Raw genomic sequence first — 19,373 nt, 5'->3', positions numbered from 1 at the left:
ACATATGCTCCTGAAATCATGTTCGCGTCTTATGCTTCTTTCAACCACCGCCGCAATTGCGATTGGTTTTGCAGCCCCGAACGCACATGCCGATATCCCGGATGAAAATTACCGGCCGGTTCTGAACCATCTTCTTAATGAAGTCATGCCGCCGAAACTTGATGACTTTCACAAAGCCAATGCGCAACTCAGCACGTCGATCAAGGATTTCTGCGCCGATCCGGATGCCGATGACCTGAAAGATGTTCAGGACGATTTCCATCAGGCAATGGATATCTGGCAGGAAATCCAGCCATGGCGCATGGGACCGATGGTTGCCAATGGCCGCGATCAGCATATCGAATATTGGCCAGACAAGCACGGCACCGCCGCCCGCCAGTTCCGGAAATTGCTGTTTAGCAAACCGGCAAGCTATACCGATCCCGCACAGCTGTCAGAAGCCAGTGCCGCCCTTCAGGGGTTCCCGGCACTTGAAGAGGTTCTGTTTGATCCCAAAAACACCGCCCATCTGACAAGCGGTGACGAAGACGGCGTGTACCTTTGCCAGTACGGGGCTGCCATTGCCACCAATCTTGAAACGATTGCCGGGGAATTGCGCGACGAATGGCCGGAATTTGCCGATGCCATGGCGACAGCCGGCCCCGACAGCATGGATTACCCCACCGCCAAATTTGCCGCGACCGATCTTTATCGCGCCCTGCATGAAGGTATCCTGATCATATCGGCCCAGAAACTTGGCAAACCGCTTGGCGATAACAAGCAGGACGCCAAGGCCAGCCGCGCAGAAAGCGAAGTATCAAAACGGTCACTTCGCAACATCGCTCATAACCTGACCGGCCTGTTTGCGATCTATGATGGCAAATGGGGCGATGTCGGCAGCGAAGGAACCGGTTTGGCTGCCCTGATTGACAGCAGCCTTCTGGATCGTTCGTTCCGGCTGAACTGGCAAACCGTGGTCGACGCGCTTGATGGTCTTCCTGCCTCGGTCGAGGACCTTCTGGCCCGGCCTGACGGGTATGACAAGCTGGCGGAATTCAAATCCCAGATCGATTTTCTGACCACGCTTGTTGAAAACGATATTGGCGGCAATACCCAGCTTGGCGGCGGGTTCAATGCGCTTGACGGCGATTGAGCACCCCAGACCGGGCCTGAATACGGAGGATAAAGTGAGACATCAACGTCGCGAGTTTCTGAAACTCATGGGGGTTGGCGGGGCATTTACCCTGTTGCCGATTGATATCGCCCGTGCGGCCGGCACGCCGGCACCCGAAGATCGCGCGGTCTATATCTCGGCCAGTGCCGGGGACGCCGATGATTATTATGTCAGCGCGTTCAACGCATCGGGCAAGATCCTGTTTGAACAGGCCCTGCCGGGACGCGGTCATGATATCGGTCTTCGCCCCAATCATGTTGATGTCGCAGCCGTCGAACGCCGCCCCGGCCTTTACGGGCTGATCCTTGACCGTCATACCGGCGATGTCCGTGCCAAACTGCATTGTCCGGAAGACCGCCGGTTTTATGGACATGCCATTTATTCCAATGACGGGCGGTTTCTTTATATCACCGAGAATGACTTTGATCATGCGCGCGGTGTTGTGTCGGTCTGGGATGCTGAGGATGGTTATCGCCGGGTCGCGGAATTTGACAGCTTTGGCACCGGGCCGCATGAATTGCATCTGATGCCCGGCGGCGAACAGCTGGTGATTGCCAATGGTGGACTGCACACCCATCCCGACTTTGACGGGCGCACGGCCCTTAATATCGATTCGATGGAACCCAATCTGTCGATCATTGATCGACGGACCGGCAAACTGATCCATCAGGCGTCGCTGAAACATGACTGGCATCAGCTTTCCATCCGCCATCTCGATGTCGCGGCCAATGGCACCATTGCCGCCGGTTTCCAGTATCAGGGCGAGATCAATGATCAGGTGCCGCTTGTCGGTATCTGGCAACCGGGCAAGGAAATCCGCCCGATCGAGGCCCCCGACAATGTCCAGTACCGCATGCGCCAATATTGCGGATCGGTGCGCTTTGATGCATCCGGCCAGGTATTTGGCATTTCGTGCCCGCGCGGCGGGCTTGTGACATTCTGGGATGCAAAGACCAATGGATTCCTGACCCATATCGCGGCCCCGGACGGATGCGGGCTTGCCGCAACCGATCGCCCGGGTGAATTCGTCGGTACCAGCGGCCTTGGCAATGGCTGGCGTCTTGATGCGATTCGCCGAAAACGCGTGGAACTTCCCGACGATTCTCATAAATCGCTGCATTGGGATAACCATTTGCGGCGGATTACGGCGTAAACGCATCCCGAATGAATGTTGATAAAACCCGCACAAATGCTGCGGGTTTTATCGTTTTAGCCCCATAGAAACCGCAGAACACCGGCAGATTAACCGACTATTTTGGTCGGGCTATTTAAATAAGACAATTATCAACTAAAAATTTTACGCAAATGAGAACGATTTTCACTTGCGCAATGTTTTTCCCTCACCTATAACAGGTCTCGACACAGCCCGCGAATGCAACCCATTCGCATTTGTCCCCAAAACGGCTTGTCTCTCACCTACGGGTCCTCTCTCCCCGTAGGCCTCTCAAGGTGGAATAGCGGTGGTTATCGATGCGGGAAACGATAACCGCCGCTTTCTCTGTTCGGGACCTTTTTCCTATCGCGCGGTGCGCAGGGCGATCAGAAGACGCAGGCTGTTGATGGTCACAAGGACAGTCGCCCCTGTATCGGCAAGAACAGCCAGCCACAAGCCGGTCAAACCGGTGATCGACGTCACCAGAAAGACGGCCTTGAGGCCAAGTGCTATCGTGATGTTTTCACGGATCACCCGACGCGCCGCACGCGACAGTTTGACCAGATTGACAACATCGCCCAGGCGATCCTTGACCGCGACCGCGTCGGCGGCCTCAAGCGCGATATCGGTGCCGCCACCAATGGCAATACCGACATCCGCGGCCTTAAGAGCCGGTGCGTCATTAATGCCATCGCCAACCATCGCAACCGGGCCAGAACGTTTAGGATCGTCCCGAAGGGCCGTCAGGGCATCAAGCTTGTCTTCGGGCATCAGTTCAGCGCGATAATCCATGCCAAGATCGGCTGCCATGCGTTTGGCCACACGGGTGGCGTCGCCTGTCAGCATCACCGGGGTAATGTTAAGCCTGTTAAGTTCAGCAAGGGCGGCCTTCGCATCGGCGCGCGCCACATCACGCAGCGCCAATGCACCGATGATTTGGTCGTTTTTAAGGATAACAACCGCAGTACTGCCGTCTTCTTCCTGTGCGGTCAGCCAGCCCGCCATATCGCCATTCGGCGTGATGCCAAGCCGGTTGGCCGCACCCACCTGATAGGTCACACCATCAATTTTGCCTTCGACACCGGCACCGGCGATGGTTTTGGCATCTTCGATCACCGGCAATTCAAGGTTCCGGTTTTCCGCCGCCGCCACAACGGCACGGGCCAACGGATGGGACGTCACGGTTTCAAGGGCCGCGGCAATGGTCAGAAGGCCGTTTTCGCCATAGCCATCCGTGGTTTTGATCGCAGCAACTTTCGGCCTTCCTTCGGTGAGGGTGCCGGTCTTGTCAAACGCCATGGTGCGTACCGCCCCGATCAGCTCCAATCCCGCACCGCCCTTGACCAGAAGTCCGATCCTGGTGGCACGTGCCAGGGCCGATGTCACAGCAGCCGGTGTTGAAATCACCAGCGCACAGGGGCAGCCGATCAGAAGCAACGCCAAGCCGCGATAGATCCATTCTTCCCAGCCCTGCCCGAACAGAACCGGCGGGATGATAACGGTCGCGGCGGCAAGCGCCATGATGATCGGTGTATAGATACGGGCAAATTTTGCCACAAACCGTTCGACCGGTGCCTTGTGCTTTTCGCTTTGTTCGACCAGCTCGATCACGCGATCAAGCATAGTCTGCCCGGCCGCACGGGTAACCGTGATCCGCACCGGGCTGTCTGTGACAATCGCACCGGCAAAGACGTCATCGCCCGTCTTGCAATAGACCGGAACAGATTCCCCCGTCAGATGGCTGTTATCAATATCAGCCGCCCCTGATGCAACCACACCATCGGCCGGGACCCGTTCACCGGGGCGAACTTCAACAAGGTCGTTCAATGCAAGTTCTGCCGGTGAAACGGTCTGAACGTCATTGCCGGTTATGCGCCGCGCCTGTTCGGGGGCCAGCTTCATCAGGGCCTTGACCCCGCTTCGTGCGCGCCCGGCCGCGACACCTTCAAGCCGTTCGCCAATCGCAAACAGCAGCACGACCATACCGGCCTCAAGACTTTCACCAATCGCCACCGCCCCGATGACAGCAACCGACATCAGAAGTTCGATTGAGAAAATCGCGCCGCTTTGCGCCAGTCGCATCGCTTTTTTCATTACCGGCACAGCAGCCAGAACCGATGCCACCGACATGGCATAAGACCCGAATGACGGGATCATCACCCCCAGCAGACCGCCCAGTGCCAGACAAATGGCCGCAAAGGCAATTTCATCATTTTCAGACGACCAGGGTACAAACCGCCGTTTGATACCGGTACCGGCATCAGTATCAACATCCGCAACTTTTGCGGTCGCGTCGTGACTGTGACTGGCCGAATTGGGGGCGCCATCCTGGCCACATGCATCGCCGGCGCAAAAGGATGTATTGCGCGGGGCGCCCGCCATACCGGGTGCCGTTTTCTCGCGGGCCGGATAGCCAAGCTTGTTCAGCAACGAAGTAACCGCGGCGCGATCAGATTGGCGATCATCAACAAGGCCAAGAGTAACGGTTTCGCGCATCATCGAGACATCGACACAGGACACGCCATCCATTTTGCCAAGGGCGGTTTCGATCTTGGCGACACAGGATCCGCAATCCATGCCCGACACCTGCCAATGGTAATGGCGTTTGGCATCGGCCTGGCGGGCAAGAATGTCCCGCAAGGTGGCGTCTTCATCGGCACTGATCGGTGATGATGTTGATATCCCCTGCCCGTCCCCGGAAATACCACGCCCCGGAATGGCCCGCGAAAGAACATCAATCAATGATGCGCGGCACTGCGCACAGTCACCAATTGCCGGAAGGTCTTCCCATTTTGCGACGAAGGACATTCATCACCTCATAAAATCAAATTTTCATTCATATGTTATATTCAAACTATGCTTCATATGTCTATCTGTCAAGAACATTCAAATGCGTATTTGAATGTTTGAAAATGCCATGCCTGACCGGCCAGTCACCCGCCCGGCAATCATCCTTCAAGCAGCTGAATTAAAACAAAATCAGATCAGTCGTGCGTCACATGCGCAAAGACATCACGCACCACGCGCGAAATATGTTCATCATCGATCTGATAGAAAATATGCCGGCCGCGGCGCTCGGATGCCAGAATCCGCTGATCGCGCAAATGGCGCAAATGATGGCTGCAAAGCGACTGCGACATGTTGGTCGCATCGGCAAGTTCACTGACGGTCTGGGGGCGCTCCATACACCGCAAAACCAGCTGCAGCCGCCCGGCATCCCCCAAAAGCGAAAAGATCTTTGCCGCGGCCTCTATATGGGGCAGCGACAGGTTCGCCCCCACAGCACGTGACGCATCGCGCGTGACGGCTTCACCCTGTTCGGTACTCAGACCAAGGCGGGCTGCCGTATCGCATTCCTGGCAATCTGTTTCGGTTGGCGACGACATGGCCTTACTGACCGGGGCTTTGCCAACCGGGGATTTGGCGATCGGGGATTTGGTTTTGCTTTCTGACATGCCCCTATTTTCCATGACAGCCGATCCAAGGCAAGGGGAACTGAACCAAAACACCGTGATACAATCCACGACAGCGCTGATTTCCAATTGCCCCGATCCCTGCCCCGATTGAAAAAATCACAAGGGAACGCTCGACACCGCAAGTCCGATACCCGCGACCTGCACCGGTACCACACCGCGATCGGTCAATTTGACATTGACTAATTTCGATAATTTATTCATGTTTTACATGAATTATATAAATCGATTCGTGAACATCACCTGACAGGAGCCCCACCATGTCCACCCCATCCACGTCGCACGCCGTGAAGACCGATACCCTTAAAAATGTCCGCAGGCTCAGCACCCTGCTTTATTGGGGATGTGCGGTTGCGATCGTTCTTCAATTTCTTGCCATTCCGATGGTCTGGTATCTGCCGGGATGGGTCGAAGCCAGCACCAGCCAGATGACGGTCAGCCTTGCGGAATTGCACGCGCTTTCGGGGTGGCAGAAATATGCCACCATGCTGGTGATGATGGTCCCGTCATTGATCATGGCCTATGGGCTGTTTCACCTGCGCAAGATGTTCGGGGCCTTTGCCCATAACGCGATTTTTCAGCCTGAAACGATCCGTCATCTTAAACTGTTTGGCGTCGCGCTTCTGGTGCAAACACTGGCCAAACCGCTGACCGGGGCTGTGACATCGGTATTGGCGACCTTCCACCGCCCGGCCGGTGAACGGATGCTGTCCATTGGCCTTGGCAATGCCGAGGCCAGCACGCTTTTCCTTGGTGCGCTGATTATCGTGATTGCCTGGGTGCTTGGTGAAGCGGCCCGGATTGATGATGAAAACCGGAGCTTCGTCTGATGGGGATTGTTGTCCGACTTGACGTGATGCTGGCCACCCGCAAAATGAAATCCAAGGATCTCGCCGCCCGGATCGGAATCAGCGAACAAAACCTGTCGCTTTTGAAATCGGGCAAGGTGCGCGGCGTACGCTTTGAAACCATGGCTGCAATCTGCAAGGAACTGGACTGCCAGCCCGGTGATCTGCTGGAATTTGTTGCAGATGATTGACTTCCAGCGCCAGACTAGCTGATCCGGAATGCCTGCAATTAACGTAAAGCCAACATTCTCATAACTTTACGGGTGCCCTGTGACATACGAGCTTTTCATTCTGCTGTTAAATGCCCTGCTGTGCCTAGCCTTTCCGTGGGCCTACAATTACGCCTATGCCAAACAACCCGGTGTTGGTGGCAAACGGCTGATGGGCAATCGTGACGGCCTTCCGGAACGTGCGGGCATGGCCGCACGCGGATTGCGCGCACATCAGAACCATCTGGAAAACCTCGTACCGTTTGCAATCATCACTCTTGTCGCACAGACAACCGGCGTTTCGAATACGATCACCATCGCCTGTGCGACTGTTTTCCTTCTTGCCCGCCTTGCGCATGGCGGATTGTATCTTGCCGGGATCGAACATCTCGGCCCGGTAAAAGGTGTGCGGTCCATTGCCTATTTCGTCAGCCTGTTTGCCATGCTGGTCTATGCCGCACAGCTGTTTCTCCATGCCTGACACAATACCGGGTTCCGCCCGAAACGATGCGGCACTTGCCGCAACGTGATTGTTTTGCCTAAATGAAGCCAATAAAGCGATGGCACCATCGTAAAAAACCAAATGCTTCAGGAGAGGACGGAACAGATGACACAAAAGATCGCCCTGGTCACAGGGGCTGCGCGCGGGATCGGACTAGCCACCAGCAAACTGTTCATCGAACAGGGCTGGAAAGTGGCAATGATTGATCGTGACGGGGATGAACTGACACAGGCCGCAAGCGCGATGACGGATGGCAAGCCATTCATCTTTGATGTTTCCGTCCCCCAACAGGTCGATCAGATGATTGACAATGTTCTTTCGGAATTCGGCCGGATTGATGCAGTGGTCAACAATGCCGGGGTTGCCGATTTCCTTCCGGTCGAAGAAACCAGCTTTGCCACCTGGCGCCGGATCATGGAAACCAACCTTGATGGTGTATTCCTGGTGTCGCAGGCGGCCATTCCGGCGCTAAAGGAAACCAAAGGTGCTATTGTCAATATCGGCTCGATCTCGGGCCTGCGCGCATCGACCCTTCGGGTGGCCTATGGCACGTCAAAGGCCGCCGTCATTCACATGACCAAACAACAGGCCGCCGAACTTGGCGAATACGGCATTCGCGCCAATTGCGTCTGCCCCGGCCCGGTCAAAACCAAACTTGCAATGGCAGTCCATTCAACCGACATCATATCAGCCTACCTTGATGCGATGCCTTTGGGCCGGTATGGCACGGAAAATGAAATCGCCGAAGTCATCCATTTCCTGTGCTCGGACAAGGCAAGTTTCGTCACCGGTCAAATCGTCGCCGCAGACGGCGGGTTTGAAACAACCGGCGTTGGCCTGCCCGCACTCCGCCGAAAGTAAAGGCAATGACCCCATGCGCCGGCTTCGCCTGATCATCGCATTGACCGCCCTGTTGGCCCTGTCGTCCTGCCTGACCTTCAACTGGCAACGCAGCGTCCAGCAGGTCTTGTCAAATGCGTGCAATTCCACAGGCGATTGCGGGTCGGATGGGCCAGAAAATCAATAGCCGGTTACGTATCCGCGCAATAAGCGCGGGCAAATAGCTGCATGATTTCCTGGATATAGGGTTTCTTGGGGTGCCGGTTATCGTCGTCAAACGGGTCCGGATATACTTCCTTGACCAATTCATATGACGGAAAATAATAAACTCGGTCGTGTTTTTTCCCCATCAGGTCGTCAAGCGCGATGCGCAAAATCGACTTTGATACAGTGTTTGCCGAAATGCAGTTTATATCACGAAACGTCGCCATCAGTGGAATGGGCGAAAGCGTGAAGATGATGTTGCAATCCGGAATATAGCGATCTCGCAATTCGACAATCTTTTCCAGATTTTCGCGGTTTTCCTCGACCGTTGTTAATCTGAATCCGTGCCTTTCATTGTCGAAGTTTTCTGCCGGCACTGTGCGCCAGAATGCCCGTCCGGAAACCTTGTCAAACCAGACTTCGGAAAGGCCAACTGTAATGATCAATGTTTCCGTTTTCATCAGAAGCGTTTTTGTCGCGTCCCGGACATCATCATCAGGCAGAACAATTTCCTTGTTCTCGCCAAACCATAACCCTTCTTCCAGGCTTCGATTTTCAAACGCCCATTCAAGCTGTTCGCGAATGGCAAAGGTATTTACCAGCCCTTCTCCGAAACGGATGATATGCGAGTTGAGATTGAGCTTTTTTCCAAGGACATTGTAGCCATTATCAAGCAGCCACTTTGAAATGTTTTGTGCAAAGCAACTGCCAAAGGCTGTCACAACAGTCGATTTATCAATGAACGGGGCCGGTGGTTCATACCCCTTGATGATGAATCTTCTGAACGCGCTACTTGCCTGCAACATCTTTTTGGACGGAATGAAATTGGTCGACTCCCCCCGATACCAGCTCCCATTGAATGTCTGGATATCTTCATCAGACTTGATTCTGACAGGCTTTTCACGCGTCGCATGAAATGAGAAATCGTCATCCGTCATATGTCGTCTCGCATTCTGACATAACTTGAAAGCAACCAGTCCTTGCAAGGATCGGCGCAGGGCCTGAGGTCAGGGTGCAAGTTTTTAACAACAAGGTACAGAATATTTTTCTCCCACACGTCCTGGTGAGTGGAACGACATTCAAAAACAAAACGGCGCGCCCAATGGACGCGCCGTTTGGTGTTTCCGCTATCGGAAAATTTATTCCCACTCGATGGTTCCCGGTGGTTTGGATGTGAAGTCATAGGTGACACGGTTGATGCCGTTGACTTCATTGATGATGCGGTTGGCGATGCGGCCAAGCAGTTCCGGCGGGAACGCATAGAAATCCGCGGTCATACCGTCGGTCGAGGTGACCGCGCGCAGTGCACAGGCATAGTCATAGGTACGACCATCGCCCATCACGCCAACGGTACGGACCGGAAGCAGAACGGCAAATGCCTGCCAGATCGCGTCATAAAGGCCGGCATTACGGATTTCTTCGAGATAGATCGCATCGGCCTTGCGCAGGATATCAAGCTTTTCGCGCGTGATCGGCTGGCCCGGAATACGGATCGCAAGACCCGGTCCAGGGAACGGATGACGCCCGACAAAGCTGTCCGGCAGGCCAAGTTCACGCCCAAGGTCACGAACTTCGTCCTTGAACAGTTCACGAAGTGGTTCAACCAGCTTCATGTTCATGCGTTCCGGAAGACCGCCAACGTTATGGTGCGACTTGATGGTGACGGACGGGCCGCCGGTGAAGGACACGCTTTCGATCACGTCCGGATACAGCGTTCCCTGTGCGAGGAAATCCGCACCGCCGATTTTCTTGGCTTCTTCTTCGAAGGTTTCGATGAAGAGACGACCAATGGTTTTGCGTTTTACCTCCGGATCGGTTTCGCCTTCGATGGCACCGATAAAGGTTTCGGACGCATCAACATGGACCAGCGGGATGTTGTAGTGGTCACGGAACAGGGAGACGACCTGATCGGCCTCGCCCGCGCGCATGAAACCATGATCAACAAACACGCAGGTCAGCTGATCGCCGATTGCCTCGTGGATCAGAACCGCAGTGACCGAGCTGTCAACACCGCCCGACAGACCACAGATGACCTTGCCATCACCGACCTGTTTGCGGATCTTGTCGATCGCATCGTCCTTATAGGCATTCATCGTCCAGTCGCCAGAGCAACCGGCAACGCCATGCGTAAAGTTCTTAAGGAGCTGTGCGCCATGCGGGGTATGGACCACTTCCGGGTGGAACTGAACCGCATAGAATTTCTTTTCGTCATTGGCAATGGCGGCAAACGGTGCGCCTTCGGATTTGCCAACAACGCGGAAACCGTCGGGAAGCGCATCAACACGGTCGCCGTGGCTCATCCAGACCTGTTCGCGCGCGCCCGCGGCCCAAACGCCGGTAAACAGCGCGCAATCTTCGATCACGTCGACAAAGGCACGACCGAATTCACGATGATCGGATGTCGCAACCTTGCCGCCAAGCTGGTTGACCATGGTCTGTTGACCATAGCAGATGCCCAGAACCGGAACGCCGAGTTCAAACACCTTTGCCGGTGCCGACGGGGCCTTGTCCCAATGGACAGACGCCGGGCCACCCGAAAGGATCACGGCCTTGGGGGCATATTCATCAAGGAACGCATCCGAGATGTTATTAAAAGGGTGGATCTCGCTATAGACACCGCTTTCACGCACGCGACGTGCAATCAGCTGGGTAACCTGGGATCCGAAATCAATAATCAGCACGCGATCAGTCATCGGGCCGTATCTCCGTCGAAGATGGGGTTGCGCCGTACATACGCCAAACCATCGTGATGGGCAACCCGGCGCAGGCGGTCCCCCAACGATGCATTCAAAAAACTTGTGCCCTGTTGCCGGGCCGGCACGGAGAATTGCGGCGTTTTTGCGCACATCATCCCCCGAAAATTACACAATTGGTCCCTTTTTCCTTCGCAATGGTCGCGCAGTATTCCAATCAACGGAACGCGGGAAACAACGCGTCCGAGCATGAGCAACGCATTTTTGATCGAAGCAAGGGACACGTAATCATGAGCACTTCCAAAGGTAGCAAAATCGCACTCGCCGTCGCTGGTCTTATTCTGGTTGCCGGTACTGCAACCGCAATCGCGATGACCCAGAAAGATGGCGGTTCCGCCCTGCCGATCTTCGGTACGGAAGAAACCGCCCCGGCTGAAAAATCCGAAACCATTGCACCGGCTGCGCCGAGTGCCGAAATCGGCGAAAGCCTGAAGACCGGCCCGGATGCAGAGGATGATGTTATTCCCGGTATGAACAATCTCGAAAATTCGGAAGGTTCGGACAGCAATGGTCCGGTCTATGACATTCCGGCCGAGAAAACCGAATAACCTGCTCTGAGCAACAAACGGGCTGACGCCCGCGACACCGTGGGACCGGCAATCTGCAGAAGAGCCACTTAACGCAATATTGCGTTCACGGTAAAACAAAACTGGCCCTGCGAGTAATCCTCGCAGGGCCTTTTTTTGTGCAGACGGACTAAGGCTGATGACGGGCCGGGTGCCATATGTCATCACCGGTCGGTCCATTATTTTACCTTGCCTTTGGCGGTCCGTTCGAACACCGCAACAAAGAACCCGTCCGTGCCATGGACATTCGGCGACAGACGCAACCAGGGTTTATCCTTGCCGCCCGGAACCGGAACGGATTTTGGCGCGTCGGGCCAGATTTCATTGATCGGCACCGGTTTGAAATCCTTGCGATCACGCATGAAGGTTTCAATCAGGCGTTCGTTTTCTTCGGGCATGATCGAACAGGTCGCATAAATCAGGCGCCCGCCCTTGGTGACCTTTGCCGCACCAGCTTTAAGGATCTTGCTTTGCTGCGCCATCAGGGTACGCAGGTCACGCTGACCGATACGCCAGCGCAAAGCCGGATTGCGGCGCAAGGTCCCAAGCCCCGAACAGGGCACATCAAGCAACACACGGTCAAAGAAGCCCGATTTGTTGCGCAGCCAGCTGTCGCGTTCATCGGCAATGATGCGCTGCTGGATGCAATCACCCGCGCCTGCGCGACGTGCACGTTTGCGCGAATTGTCCAGACGCCCACCATGGGTATCACAGGCGAGGATACGTCCCTTGCCGCGCATGTCAGCGGCAATACCAAGGGTCTTGCCGCCACCGCCAGCACACATATCAAGGATTGTCATGCCCGGCTTGGCATCGACCAGCTTGACGCAAATCTGCGATGCTTCGTCCTGGATTTCGATCAGGCCATCCTTATAGGCCGCAGTCACCAGCATATTGAGACCCAGCGGCAAACGCAGGCCGTTCGGTGCAAACGGGGTACGTTCAATATCCTTGATGCCATCGGCTTTCAGCGACTTGATCGCGTCTTCGACAGTTCCGCGCAGACGGTTGACGCGCAGATCAAGCTTGGCCGGCTGATTATAGGCCGCCATTTCGGCAGACAGGTTTTCATGGTGAAGCTTCATCAGCTCCGCATACAGCCATTTCGGCAACTCGGTTTTGACCGCGCCGGGCTGGGCATCATGATCAAGGGTCTTGTCGGCCAGCTTGTTGATCAGGTGCTTTTCATTGGGATGAAGCGTTTCCGGGCAGAATTGTTCGCCGCAGAAACGGTCTTCGATATCGGCCTTTGACAGACCATCATGCAGAACCAGTTCGGCGATCATGCGTGCACGACCGTCCTGGAACTCATAGCCCATTTCCGCCAGCCACCAGCCCAGACGGGCCTGATGACGGATCAGGTTATAGAAACGTTCGCTGATTTCACGGCGATCGCCACCGCCGATGTAACGGCGTGATCCGAAATAGCCAGATACAACGCGGTCTGCGTCGTCTCGGGTATGGGTCCAGCCATCATAAAGTTCAATGACGGCTGCGATACGTGCACCGGGTTTCAAAGCGAATTTCCAACCTGTTTTGCGGGTGTTACTGCTGCTTCGGATATGGGAAGCGCAAACACCGCTTGCGATAAATACGATAAAAAAGACGATGACGGCAGGAAGACCTGCCGTCATCTGAAATACGGGGCTGCTGATAGCATGTCACGCGCGGTTCGCCAACCGCTTCGAATGCAGGGCTGCTCAGCGAAATCGCGACAGCCAGATCAGCAACCTGATTGCTTAGCCGCCCGGACGATAGTTTGGAGCTTCGCGGGTGATGGTCACATCATGAGCGTGGCTTTCGCGCAGGCCGGCATTGGTGATGCGCACAAATTCGGCACGTTCACGGAAATCGGCAAGGGTCGCCGAACCGGTATAGCCCATCGATGCCTTAAGACCGCCAACCAGCTGATGGATGATCTGGCCTGCCGGACCTTTGTAAGGAACGCGGCCTTCGATGCCTTCGGGAACCAGTTTAAGGTTGTCCTGGACGTCCTGCTGGAAATAACGGTCGGCCGAACCACGTGCCATGGCACCGACCGAGCCCATCCCGCGATAGGATTTATAGGAACGGCCCTGATAAAGGATGACTTCGCCCGGTGCTTCGTCCGTACCGGCAAGAAGGGAACCAACCATGCAGGTGCTGGCACCGGCGGCCATTGCCTTGGCAATGTCGCCCGAGAATTTGATACCGCCATCGGCAATGATCGGCACATCAAGCTTGTGCGCCATTTCGGCACAATCAAGAACCGCAGTCAGCTGCGGCACACCGACACCGGCAACAATACGGGTCGTACAGATCGACCCCGGTCCGATACCGACCTTGACCGCATCGGCACCGGCTTCTGCCAAGGCCTTGACGGCGGCTGCGGTTGCGACGTTACCGGCAATGATCTGGGTATCGCCGACTTTTGCCTTGATCTGTTCCACCGCCTTGATCACGCCAGCCGAATGGCCATGCGCGGTATCAATGACCAGAACGTCAACACCGGCTTCGATCAGTGCTGCGGCACGTTCAAAGCCCGCCTCGCCGACACCGGTTGCTGCGGCAACACGCAGACGACCGCTTTCATCCTTACAGGCATTCGGGTGCAGCTTGGCTTTTTCGATGTCCTTGACCGTGATCAGGCCGGTGCAACGATACGCTTCGTCAACAACCAGAAGCTTTTCAATACGGTGCTGGTGCAGAAGTTTTTTGGCTTCGGTGGTGTCGACATTTTCGGTCACCGTAACCAGACCTTCGTGGGTCATCAGTTCGGATACCGGCTGTGCGCGGTTGGATGCAAAGCGCACATCGCGGTTGGTCAGAATACCGACCAGCTTGTTCGAGCCGCGTTCGACAACCGGAATACCCGAAATGTGGTTTACATCCATCAGATCAAGCGCATCGGCCAGCGTCTGGTCAGGATGAATGGTGATCGGGTTGACAACCATACCCGATTCGAACTTTTTCACGCGGCGAACTTCTTCGGCCTGCTGTGCGATATCGAGGTTCTTGTGAATGACCCCCATGCCGCCATGCTGTGCCATGACAATCGCCATTGCACTTTCGGTCACCGTATCCATAGCCGAGGAAAGCAGCGGGATTTTCAGGTCAATTTTCTTGGTAATGCGGGTGTTGGTCTGCACCTGAGCCGGCAGCACTTCGGATGCTGCGGGTTTGATCAATACGTCGTCAAACGTCAGGGCTTCTACAATGCGGGTCATCTGGCCACCTCGTTAATCTGAGTTGGCGCGGAATTTATACACGTTACGCCCCAAATGCCAAGTTTTCTGCGCCCATAACAGCCCTGTGATTTTATTGATGCTTTATTTTGCGCATTCCGTTAGAAACTGGTCGATGGGGCTTCTGGCAGGCAACGCCGCACAAACGTTGTCATCCCGCCAACTGTCAAAGCCGCCAAATCCCTGACATCAATGTTATGTGATCTGCCTGCGATGCCGTGCGCAAGATGGCGTTTTTGCAATCAGGCAACGTCCTGAGTACGGGTATCAAGAACCGTCCCGACAAAATGGCGAACATCACCATCAAGTGTTTCAGCACGCCCCAAAAGACTGGTTGCCTCGTCATGCAGGGCAAGCAGGACATCGCGCGACGCATGGGTGCCTGATGCGACTTCGGTTACGCTATCGACAATGTCGCGCATCAGTTTGACGGCCTGTTCGATACGGTTGCCGATTTCCGTCACCGCGGCGGTTTGTTCGCGGGTTGCCCCCGCCACCAGACGCGCACCATTGTCAATTTCGGCAATGGTTTCACTGATATCGCGCACTGAAATCACGGCTTCGCGCGTCATTTCCTGCATCTGACCGATTTCACGAATGACCTGTTCGGCGGCATGGGCGGTCTGGCTGGCAAGATTTTTGACCTCGGATGCGACAACGGAAAATCCCTTGCCGGCATCGCCTGCCCGCGCGGCTTCGATTGATGCATTCAGGGCCAGAAGATTTGTCTGATCGGCAACATCCGTGATCAGTTCAACCACACTGGTGACCCTGACTGCCAGCGCATCAAGACGCCCCATATGTTCCCCCGCAGACCGCGCACGTTCAACAGCGGTTTCTGACAGCGACGCCGATCCGTCAATCTGACACCCGATCTGCTGGATGGATCCGCTGAATTGTTCGGTGGCGGTCGCAATTCCGTCAAGTGCGGCACTGCTTTCATCTGCGGCCCGGCGCATTTCCGCCGCCTGGGTCGCAATTTTACCGACATTCTGCGACAGGAAGTCGGAATTGGTGGTCAGCTTGCGCGCACTATCAGACAAATCGCCGACAACAAGCTTGAGATCATCACCAATCTGCCCGGCACTGTTGCGAAATGTTCTGGTCTGCGCATCCATGACATCAAGTGCCTGATTGACCTTCTGGGCATATCCGACCAGATCACCGCGCAGCCCGCGTGGAATGATCTTGCGGAAATAATCCCCGCGCGATGCACAATTCATCGCAGCAGCGGCTTCTTTGGTGAAGGCTTCTGTCAGGTCAAGCAACTGATTGACGGCATTTTGCATATTGGCAAGCTTGCCCCGGTGCAACCGGTTGGACACGCGCGCATCCATATTGCCATTGGCCGCCGCACGAACAATGTCGCACAGCTCATCAAGATATCGCTGCTGCCGATAGATGGTCAGAAGCCCGGCAGCACAACAAACGCTGAGCACCCCGGCAAGGCCCACAACAACAAGGCCCATATGCGATGACCAGACAAATCCCGCAACAACAGCCAACAGGCCCAGACACCAGCCCCCGGCCAGTACCAGACGCAGGTTAGAGAGTGAAAACAAATTGATCATAATCGACGCCCGCATCCCCCAGAAGCTTCGTGACCATTGCCGTTCCGCGTGCCATGCCTTCTTTGCGATTGCGTTCTTTGGCTTCTTCTTCGCAAAGGGCGGCATAAAGCGGAATGACTTTTTCAATGGCATCACGACGCGGTACGCGACGATTTGAATGATATCCGATGATCTTGCCATCGGGGCCGAAAGTCGGCGTTACATTGGCCAGAACCCAGTAATGGTCACCGTTCGAGCAACGATTGATGACATAGGCGAAAATTTCGCGACCGGCTTCGATGGTTTGCCATAACAGGGAAAATACACATCTTGGCATGCCGGGATGACGAATGATGCTGTGAGGCTGGCCAAGGATGTCGCGTTCACGGTATCCGGCCACCCGAAGGAACACATCATTTGCATATGTGATCCGACCTTTAAGGTCGGTCTTTGAAACGATAATTTCGTGTTCGTCGAAATAGCGTTCGACGCCGGTCAAGAACAGATTGTCCTGCTTCATCAGTTACACCCCACAACAAAGGACCCACCCCAATCGGTCCATCTGCGCACAAACATTTCGTCGCAGATTGAAGGGTAACTATATCCCGCAATGCCAATTACGGGGTTTGATGTAGCGCAAGGGAAAAGACGATTATTTGGCAGTGCCGGCCGTAACCTTTGCCACGACCGGCCCGATCATTATTCAACCGGCGACCAGCCGTCATCTTCACGCAGTTCGGCGTTTTTGATGTCGTCTTCGGCATTGTTCTGACCGCGGAACCCGGTGGCAATCAGATAGGCTTCCGGGCTTTCGGGGCGCGATGCCGGCGGCTTGGCGTGTTTGGTTACACGGAAATTCTTCTTAACCCGGTCAAGCAAATCGTTTTCGGTACCCCCCTTGAACACCTTGGCAATGAAAATACCACCCGGTGCCAGAACTTCCTCGGCAAACAGCAAGGCATGTTCGACCAGGTCAATAATGCGGATATGGTCGGTTTGACGATGCCCGGTGGTTTCAGGCGACATGTCGGAAATCACCGCATCAACCGGGCCATCAAGGGCCTGCTTGATCATGTCGGGTGCCTTGGGATCAAGGAAGTCGGCCTGCAAACAAGTTGCGCCAGACAGACCTTCCCATTCCAGAATATCGAGACCGACGACCTGGCCCTTGCCATGTTTGGAGCCGACCATATCAATCGCGACCTGCGTCCAGCCCCCCGGTGCAGCACCAAGGTCAACAATGCGCATACCCGGGCGCAGCAGATCAAACTGGTTGTTGATTTCAATCAGCTTGAAGGCCGCACGCGACCGGTAGCCCAGACGCTTTGCTTCCTGCACATAGGGATCATTGAGCTGACGGTCGAGCCAACGCGTCGAAGACAGTTTGCGCCCCTTTGCACTTTTGACACGCGTGCGCAGGCCACGGCGTGCGCCGGTATCAATGGCTGCAATGGCTGAACCCTTGCGGCGGCGCTGCCCGCCTTTTCCGCTGCGATTTTCGCTCATGATCTTTCCTGAACTGAATTCTGTTTTGGCCAATGGCCCGTCGGGACGATGCGTCTACCGATCAGGATGAAGCCGGAATATGCGACACTGTATGACGGCGCGCGTCGCACGGGTCAATAGCATGACCGTCCGCACGCATCAAATCGACCAAAATACCTTCGCGCAGGCCCCGATCGGCGACCTTGAGCGTCGCCAAAGGCCAGATATCACGAATCGCTGCGAAAATTGCCGCCCCCGCATCCATCAGTTCGGCCCGCTGATTCCCGATACAGGGATGCCCCTTGCGCTTGTCTGATTCCATGCGCAACAGCAATTCGGTCACCCGTTCGGCATCGTCAAAACGCAGATCCGATCCGTCAACCTTATGACGTTCATAGCGTTCAAGACCAAGCGCGATGCCACAGAAAGTCGTCACCGTACCGGATGTGCCGACCATCTGAACCTTGTCATCATCCAGCATGTCAGTACAGCAATTGCGTTTGGCGAATTCTTCAAGACGTTCACGGATTTCGGTCCGCATAGCTTCGAACCGTTCGCGCCGTTCCTCGACCGAGGCATAGCGTTCGGTCAGGCACAAAACCCCGCATGGCATCGAAAGTGTTTCAATGCACTGGGTTTTGCCGGTTTTGTCGACCTTGATCCAGCAGATTTCCGTGCTGCCACCGCCAATATCAAACACCACCGCATAGGGGCGTTCATCCAGCAGCGCCGAGCAGGCCTGAAGCGCAAGGCGGCTTTCCTCGTCTGGATTGATGATATCAAGGGTGATGCCGGTTTCATCAAAAACACGGCGCACGAATTCTTCGCGGTTATTGGCCGTCCGGCAGGCTTCGGTCGCAACGGCGCGCAAACGTGCACCGGGATGGCGGCGCAATTTTTTGGCACAGACACGAAGGGCATCAATCGCGCGTTCCATTGCCGCTTCGCACAGATATCCCTTTTCGCGGACACCTTCGCCCAAGCGCACGACGCGCGAAAAGGCATCAATAACCTTGAACCCGTCATTACATGGGCGCGCCACCAGAAGCCGGCAGTTCGAACTGCCAAGGTCAATCGCGGCATAAAGCGGCACGGTAATGCAATCGACCATGCGCGCAGGTTTTTCACGGTCACCGGGCACATGCACAGCCTGCCCCGGCTGCGGCATTGCCGGTTTGTCAGGCACCTCAAGCACCGCATGGTCGCCCATTGCAGCGCCGCCTGCGGGGCTTTCTGCCCGGTGCGAGTTGCTATGGGGATTGACCTGCTTCACCTTTCGAAAACCTGCTTTCTGTTAATCGCACTGTCTGTATCGCGGATCATCAAGACATTTATATGACGATCCCGCGAATCAGCTATATGAGTGTAACGACAATCCCCGACAAGGCAAATCCCGTATGCAGTAATCGCATG

The 19,373-nt window shown here is 55.4% G+C and carries 17 protein-coding genes; 7 read left to right on the top strand and 10 right to left on the bottom strand.

Translation table 11 applies throughout. The annotated features are described in order from the left end of the window. Window positions 1–4: 4 nt before the first annotated feature. Both SIB88_RS08995 and SIB88_RS08990 read left to right on the top strand, forming a co-directional pair. Complete coding sequence (locus tag SIB88_RS08995; protein WP_412557903.1) at window positions 5–1,132, top strand: imelysin family protein; 1,128 nt, start codon at window positions 5–7, stop codon at window positions 1,130–1,132. Window positions 1,133–1,166: 34 nt separating this feature from the next. Then, window positions 1,167–2,306 (top strand): DUF1513 domain-containing protein, encoded by a 1,140-nt coding sequence (locus SIB88_RS08990; RefSeq protein ID WP_114114307.1) that lies wholly within the window; start codon window positions 1,167–1,169, stop codon window positions 2,304–2,306. 363 nt (window positions 2,307–2,669) lie between these two features. Here SIB88_RS08990 and SIB88_RS08985 read toward each other — a convergent pair whose 3' ends face one another. Beyond that, window positions 2,670–5,114 carry a heavy metal translocating P-type ATPase gene (locus SIB88_RS08985; protein ID WP_412557902.1) on the bottom strand — a complete coding sequence of 815 codons (2,445 nt, stop codon included), beginning with the start codon at window positions 5,112–5,114 and terminating at the stop codon, window positions 2,670–2,672. Between the two features lie 176 nt (window positions 5,115–5,290). Then, window positions 5,291–5,761, bottom strand: a complete 471-nt coding sequence (locus SIB88_RS08980; RefSeq protein ID WP_228195775.1) for an ArsR/SmtB family transcription factor — start codon at window positions 5,759–5,761, stop codon at window positions 5,291–5,293. Window positions 5,762–6,039: 278 nt separating this feature from the next. On the opposite strand from SIB88_RS08980, the gene SIB88_RS08975 reads away from it, so the two are divergent. The 4 genes from SIB88_RS08975 to SIB88_RS08960 all read left to right on the top strand — a co-directional run bounded on the left by SIB88_RS08975 (window position 6,040) and on the right by SIB88_RS08960 (window position 8,199). Further along, window positions 6,040–6,609 carry a DUF2975 domain-containing protein gene (locus SIB88_RS08975; RefSeq protein WP_412557901.1) on the top strand — a complete coding sequence of 190 codons (570 nt, stop codon included), beginning with the start codon at window positions 6,040–6,042 and terminating at the stop codon, window positions 6,607–6,609. Continuing rightward, a complete protein-coding gene (locus SIB88_RS08970; RefSeq protein ID WP_250282789.1) occupies window positions 6,609–6,818 on the top strand; it encodes a helix-turn-helix domain-containing protein in 210 nt (69 codons plus the stop codon). Before SIB88_RS08975 ends, SIB88_RS08970 begins: the two co-directional genes overlap by 1 nt. Window positions 6,819–6,897: 79 nt before the next feature. Beyond that, window positions 6,898–7,317: an MAPEG family protein gene (locus SIB88_RS08965; protein WP_412557900.1), complete on the top strand. Its 420-nt coding sequence runs from the start codon at window positions 6,898–6,900 to the stop codon at window positions 7,315–7,317. A gap of 126 nt (window positions 7,318–7,443) precedes the next feature. Next, window positions 7,444–8,199 (top strand): SDR family NAD(P)-dependent oxidoreductase, encoded by a 756-nt coding sequence (locus SIB88_RS08960; RefSeq protein ID WP_412557899.1) that lies wholly within the window; start codon window positions 7,444–7,446, stop codon window positions 8,197–8,199. Window positions 8,200–8,369: 170 nt separating this feature from the next. Here SIB88_RS08960 and SIB88_RS08955 read toward each other — a convergent pair whose 3' ends face one another. Then, window positions 8,370–9,320 carry a GSCFA domain-containing protein gene (locus SIB88_RS08955; protein ID WP_412557898.1) on the bottom strand — a complete coding sequence of 317 codons (951 nt, stop codon included), beginning with the start codon at window positions 9,318–9,320 and terminating at the stop codon, window positions 8,370–8,372. A gap of 201 nt (window positions 9,321–9,521) precedes the next feature. Next, window positions 9,522–11,075: a glutamine-hydrolyzing GMP synthase gene (gene guaA / locus SIB88_RS08950; protein ID WP_068517119.1), complete on the bottom strand. Its 1,554-nt coding sequence runs from the start codon at window positions 11,073–11,075 to the stop codon at window positions 9,522–9,524. Between the two features lie 290 nt (window positions 11,076–11,365). On the opposite strand from guaA, the gene SIB88_RS08945 reads away from it, so the two are divergent. Then, window positions 11,366–11,683 (top strand): hypothetical protein, encoded by a 318-nt coding sequence (locus SIB88_RS08945; protein WP_068517118.1) that lies wholly within the window; start codon window positions 11,366–11,368, stop codon window positions 11,681–11,683. Between the two features lie 197 nt (window positions 11,684–11,880). Here the strand turns inward: SIB88_RS08945 and SIB88_RS08940 are convergent, their stop codons facing one another. The 6 genes from SIB88_RS08940 to SIB88_RS08915 form a co-directional block, all read right to left on the bottom strand. Next, window positions 11,881–13,218, bottom strand: coding sequence for an RsmB/NOP family class I SAM-dependent RNA methyltransferase (locus SIB88_RS08940; RefSeq protein WP_114114319.1), 1,338 nt, complete (start codon window positions 13,216–13,218; stop codon window positions 11,881–11,883). A gap of 222 nt (window positions 13,219–13,440) precedes the next feature. After that, a complete protein-coding gene (gene guaB / locus SIB88_RS08935; RefSeq protein ID WP_101247887.1) occupies window positions 13,441–14,907 on the bottom strand; it encodes an IMP dehydrogenase in 1,467 nt (488 codons plus the stop codon). A gap of 260 nt (window positions 14,908–15,167) precedes the next feature. Next, window positions 15,168–16,496 carry a methyl-accepting chemotaxis protein gene (locus SIB88_RS08930; protein ID WP_412557897.1) on the bottom strand — a complete coding sequence of 443 codons (1,329 nt, stop codon included), beginning with the start codon at window positions 16,494–16,496 and terminating at the stop codon, window positions 15,168–15,170. Next, window positions 16,471–16,995: a PAS domain-containing protein gene (locus tag SIB88_RS08925; protein WP_068517115.1), complete on the bottom strand. Its 525-nt coding sequence runs from the start codon at window positions 16,993–16,995 to the stop codon at window positions 16,471–16,473. The genes SIB88_RS08930 and SIB88_RS08925 overlap by 26 nt, the downstream gene beginning before the upstream one ends. Before the next feature lie 179 nt (window positions 16,996–17,174). Beyond that, entirely contained in the window at window positions 17,175–17,981 is an 807-nt protein-coding gene (locus SIB88_RS08920) for an RlmE family RNA methyltransferase (RefSeq protein WP_101247885.1), read from the bottom strand. 61 nt (window positions 17,982–18,042) lie between these two features. Further along, the gene (locus tag SIB88_RS08915; RefSeq protein WP_228195768.1) at window positions 18,043–19,233 is read right to left on the bottom strand and encodes a Ppx/GppA phosphatase family protein; all 1,191 of its coding nucleotides are present in this window, start codon (window positions 19,231–19,233) and stop codon (window positions 18,043–18,045) included. Window positions 19,234–19,373 lie beyond the last annotated feature (140 nt).

The sequence above is a fragment of the Thalassospira sp. MIT121401 genome (assembly GCF_047125595.1).
GTDB classification, from domain to species: Bacteria; Pseudomonadota; Alphaproteobacteria; order Rhodospirillales; family Thalassospiraceae; genus Thalassospira; species Thalassospira povalilytica.
The sequence above is the reverse complement of the archived record's forward strand: the minus strand, read 5'-3'. Positions and strand labels throughout refer to the sequence as shown.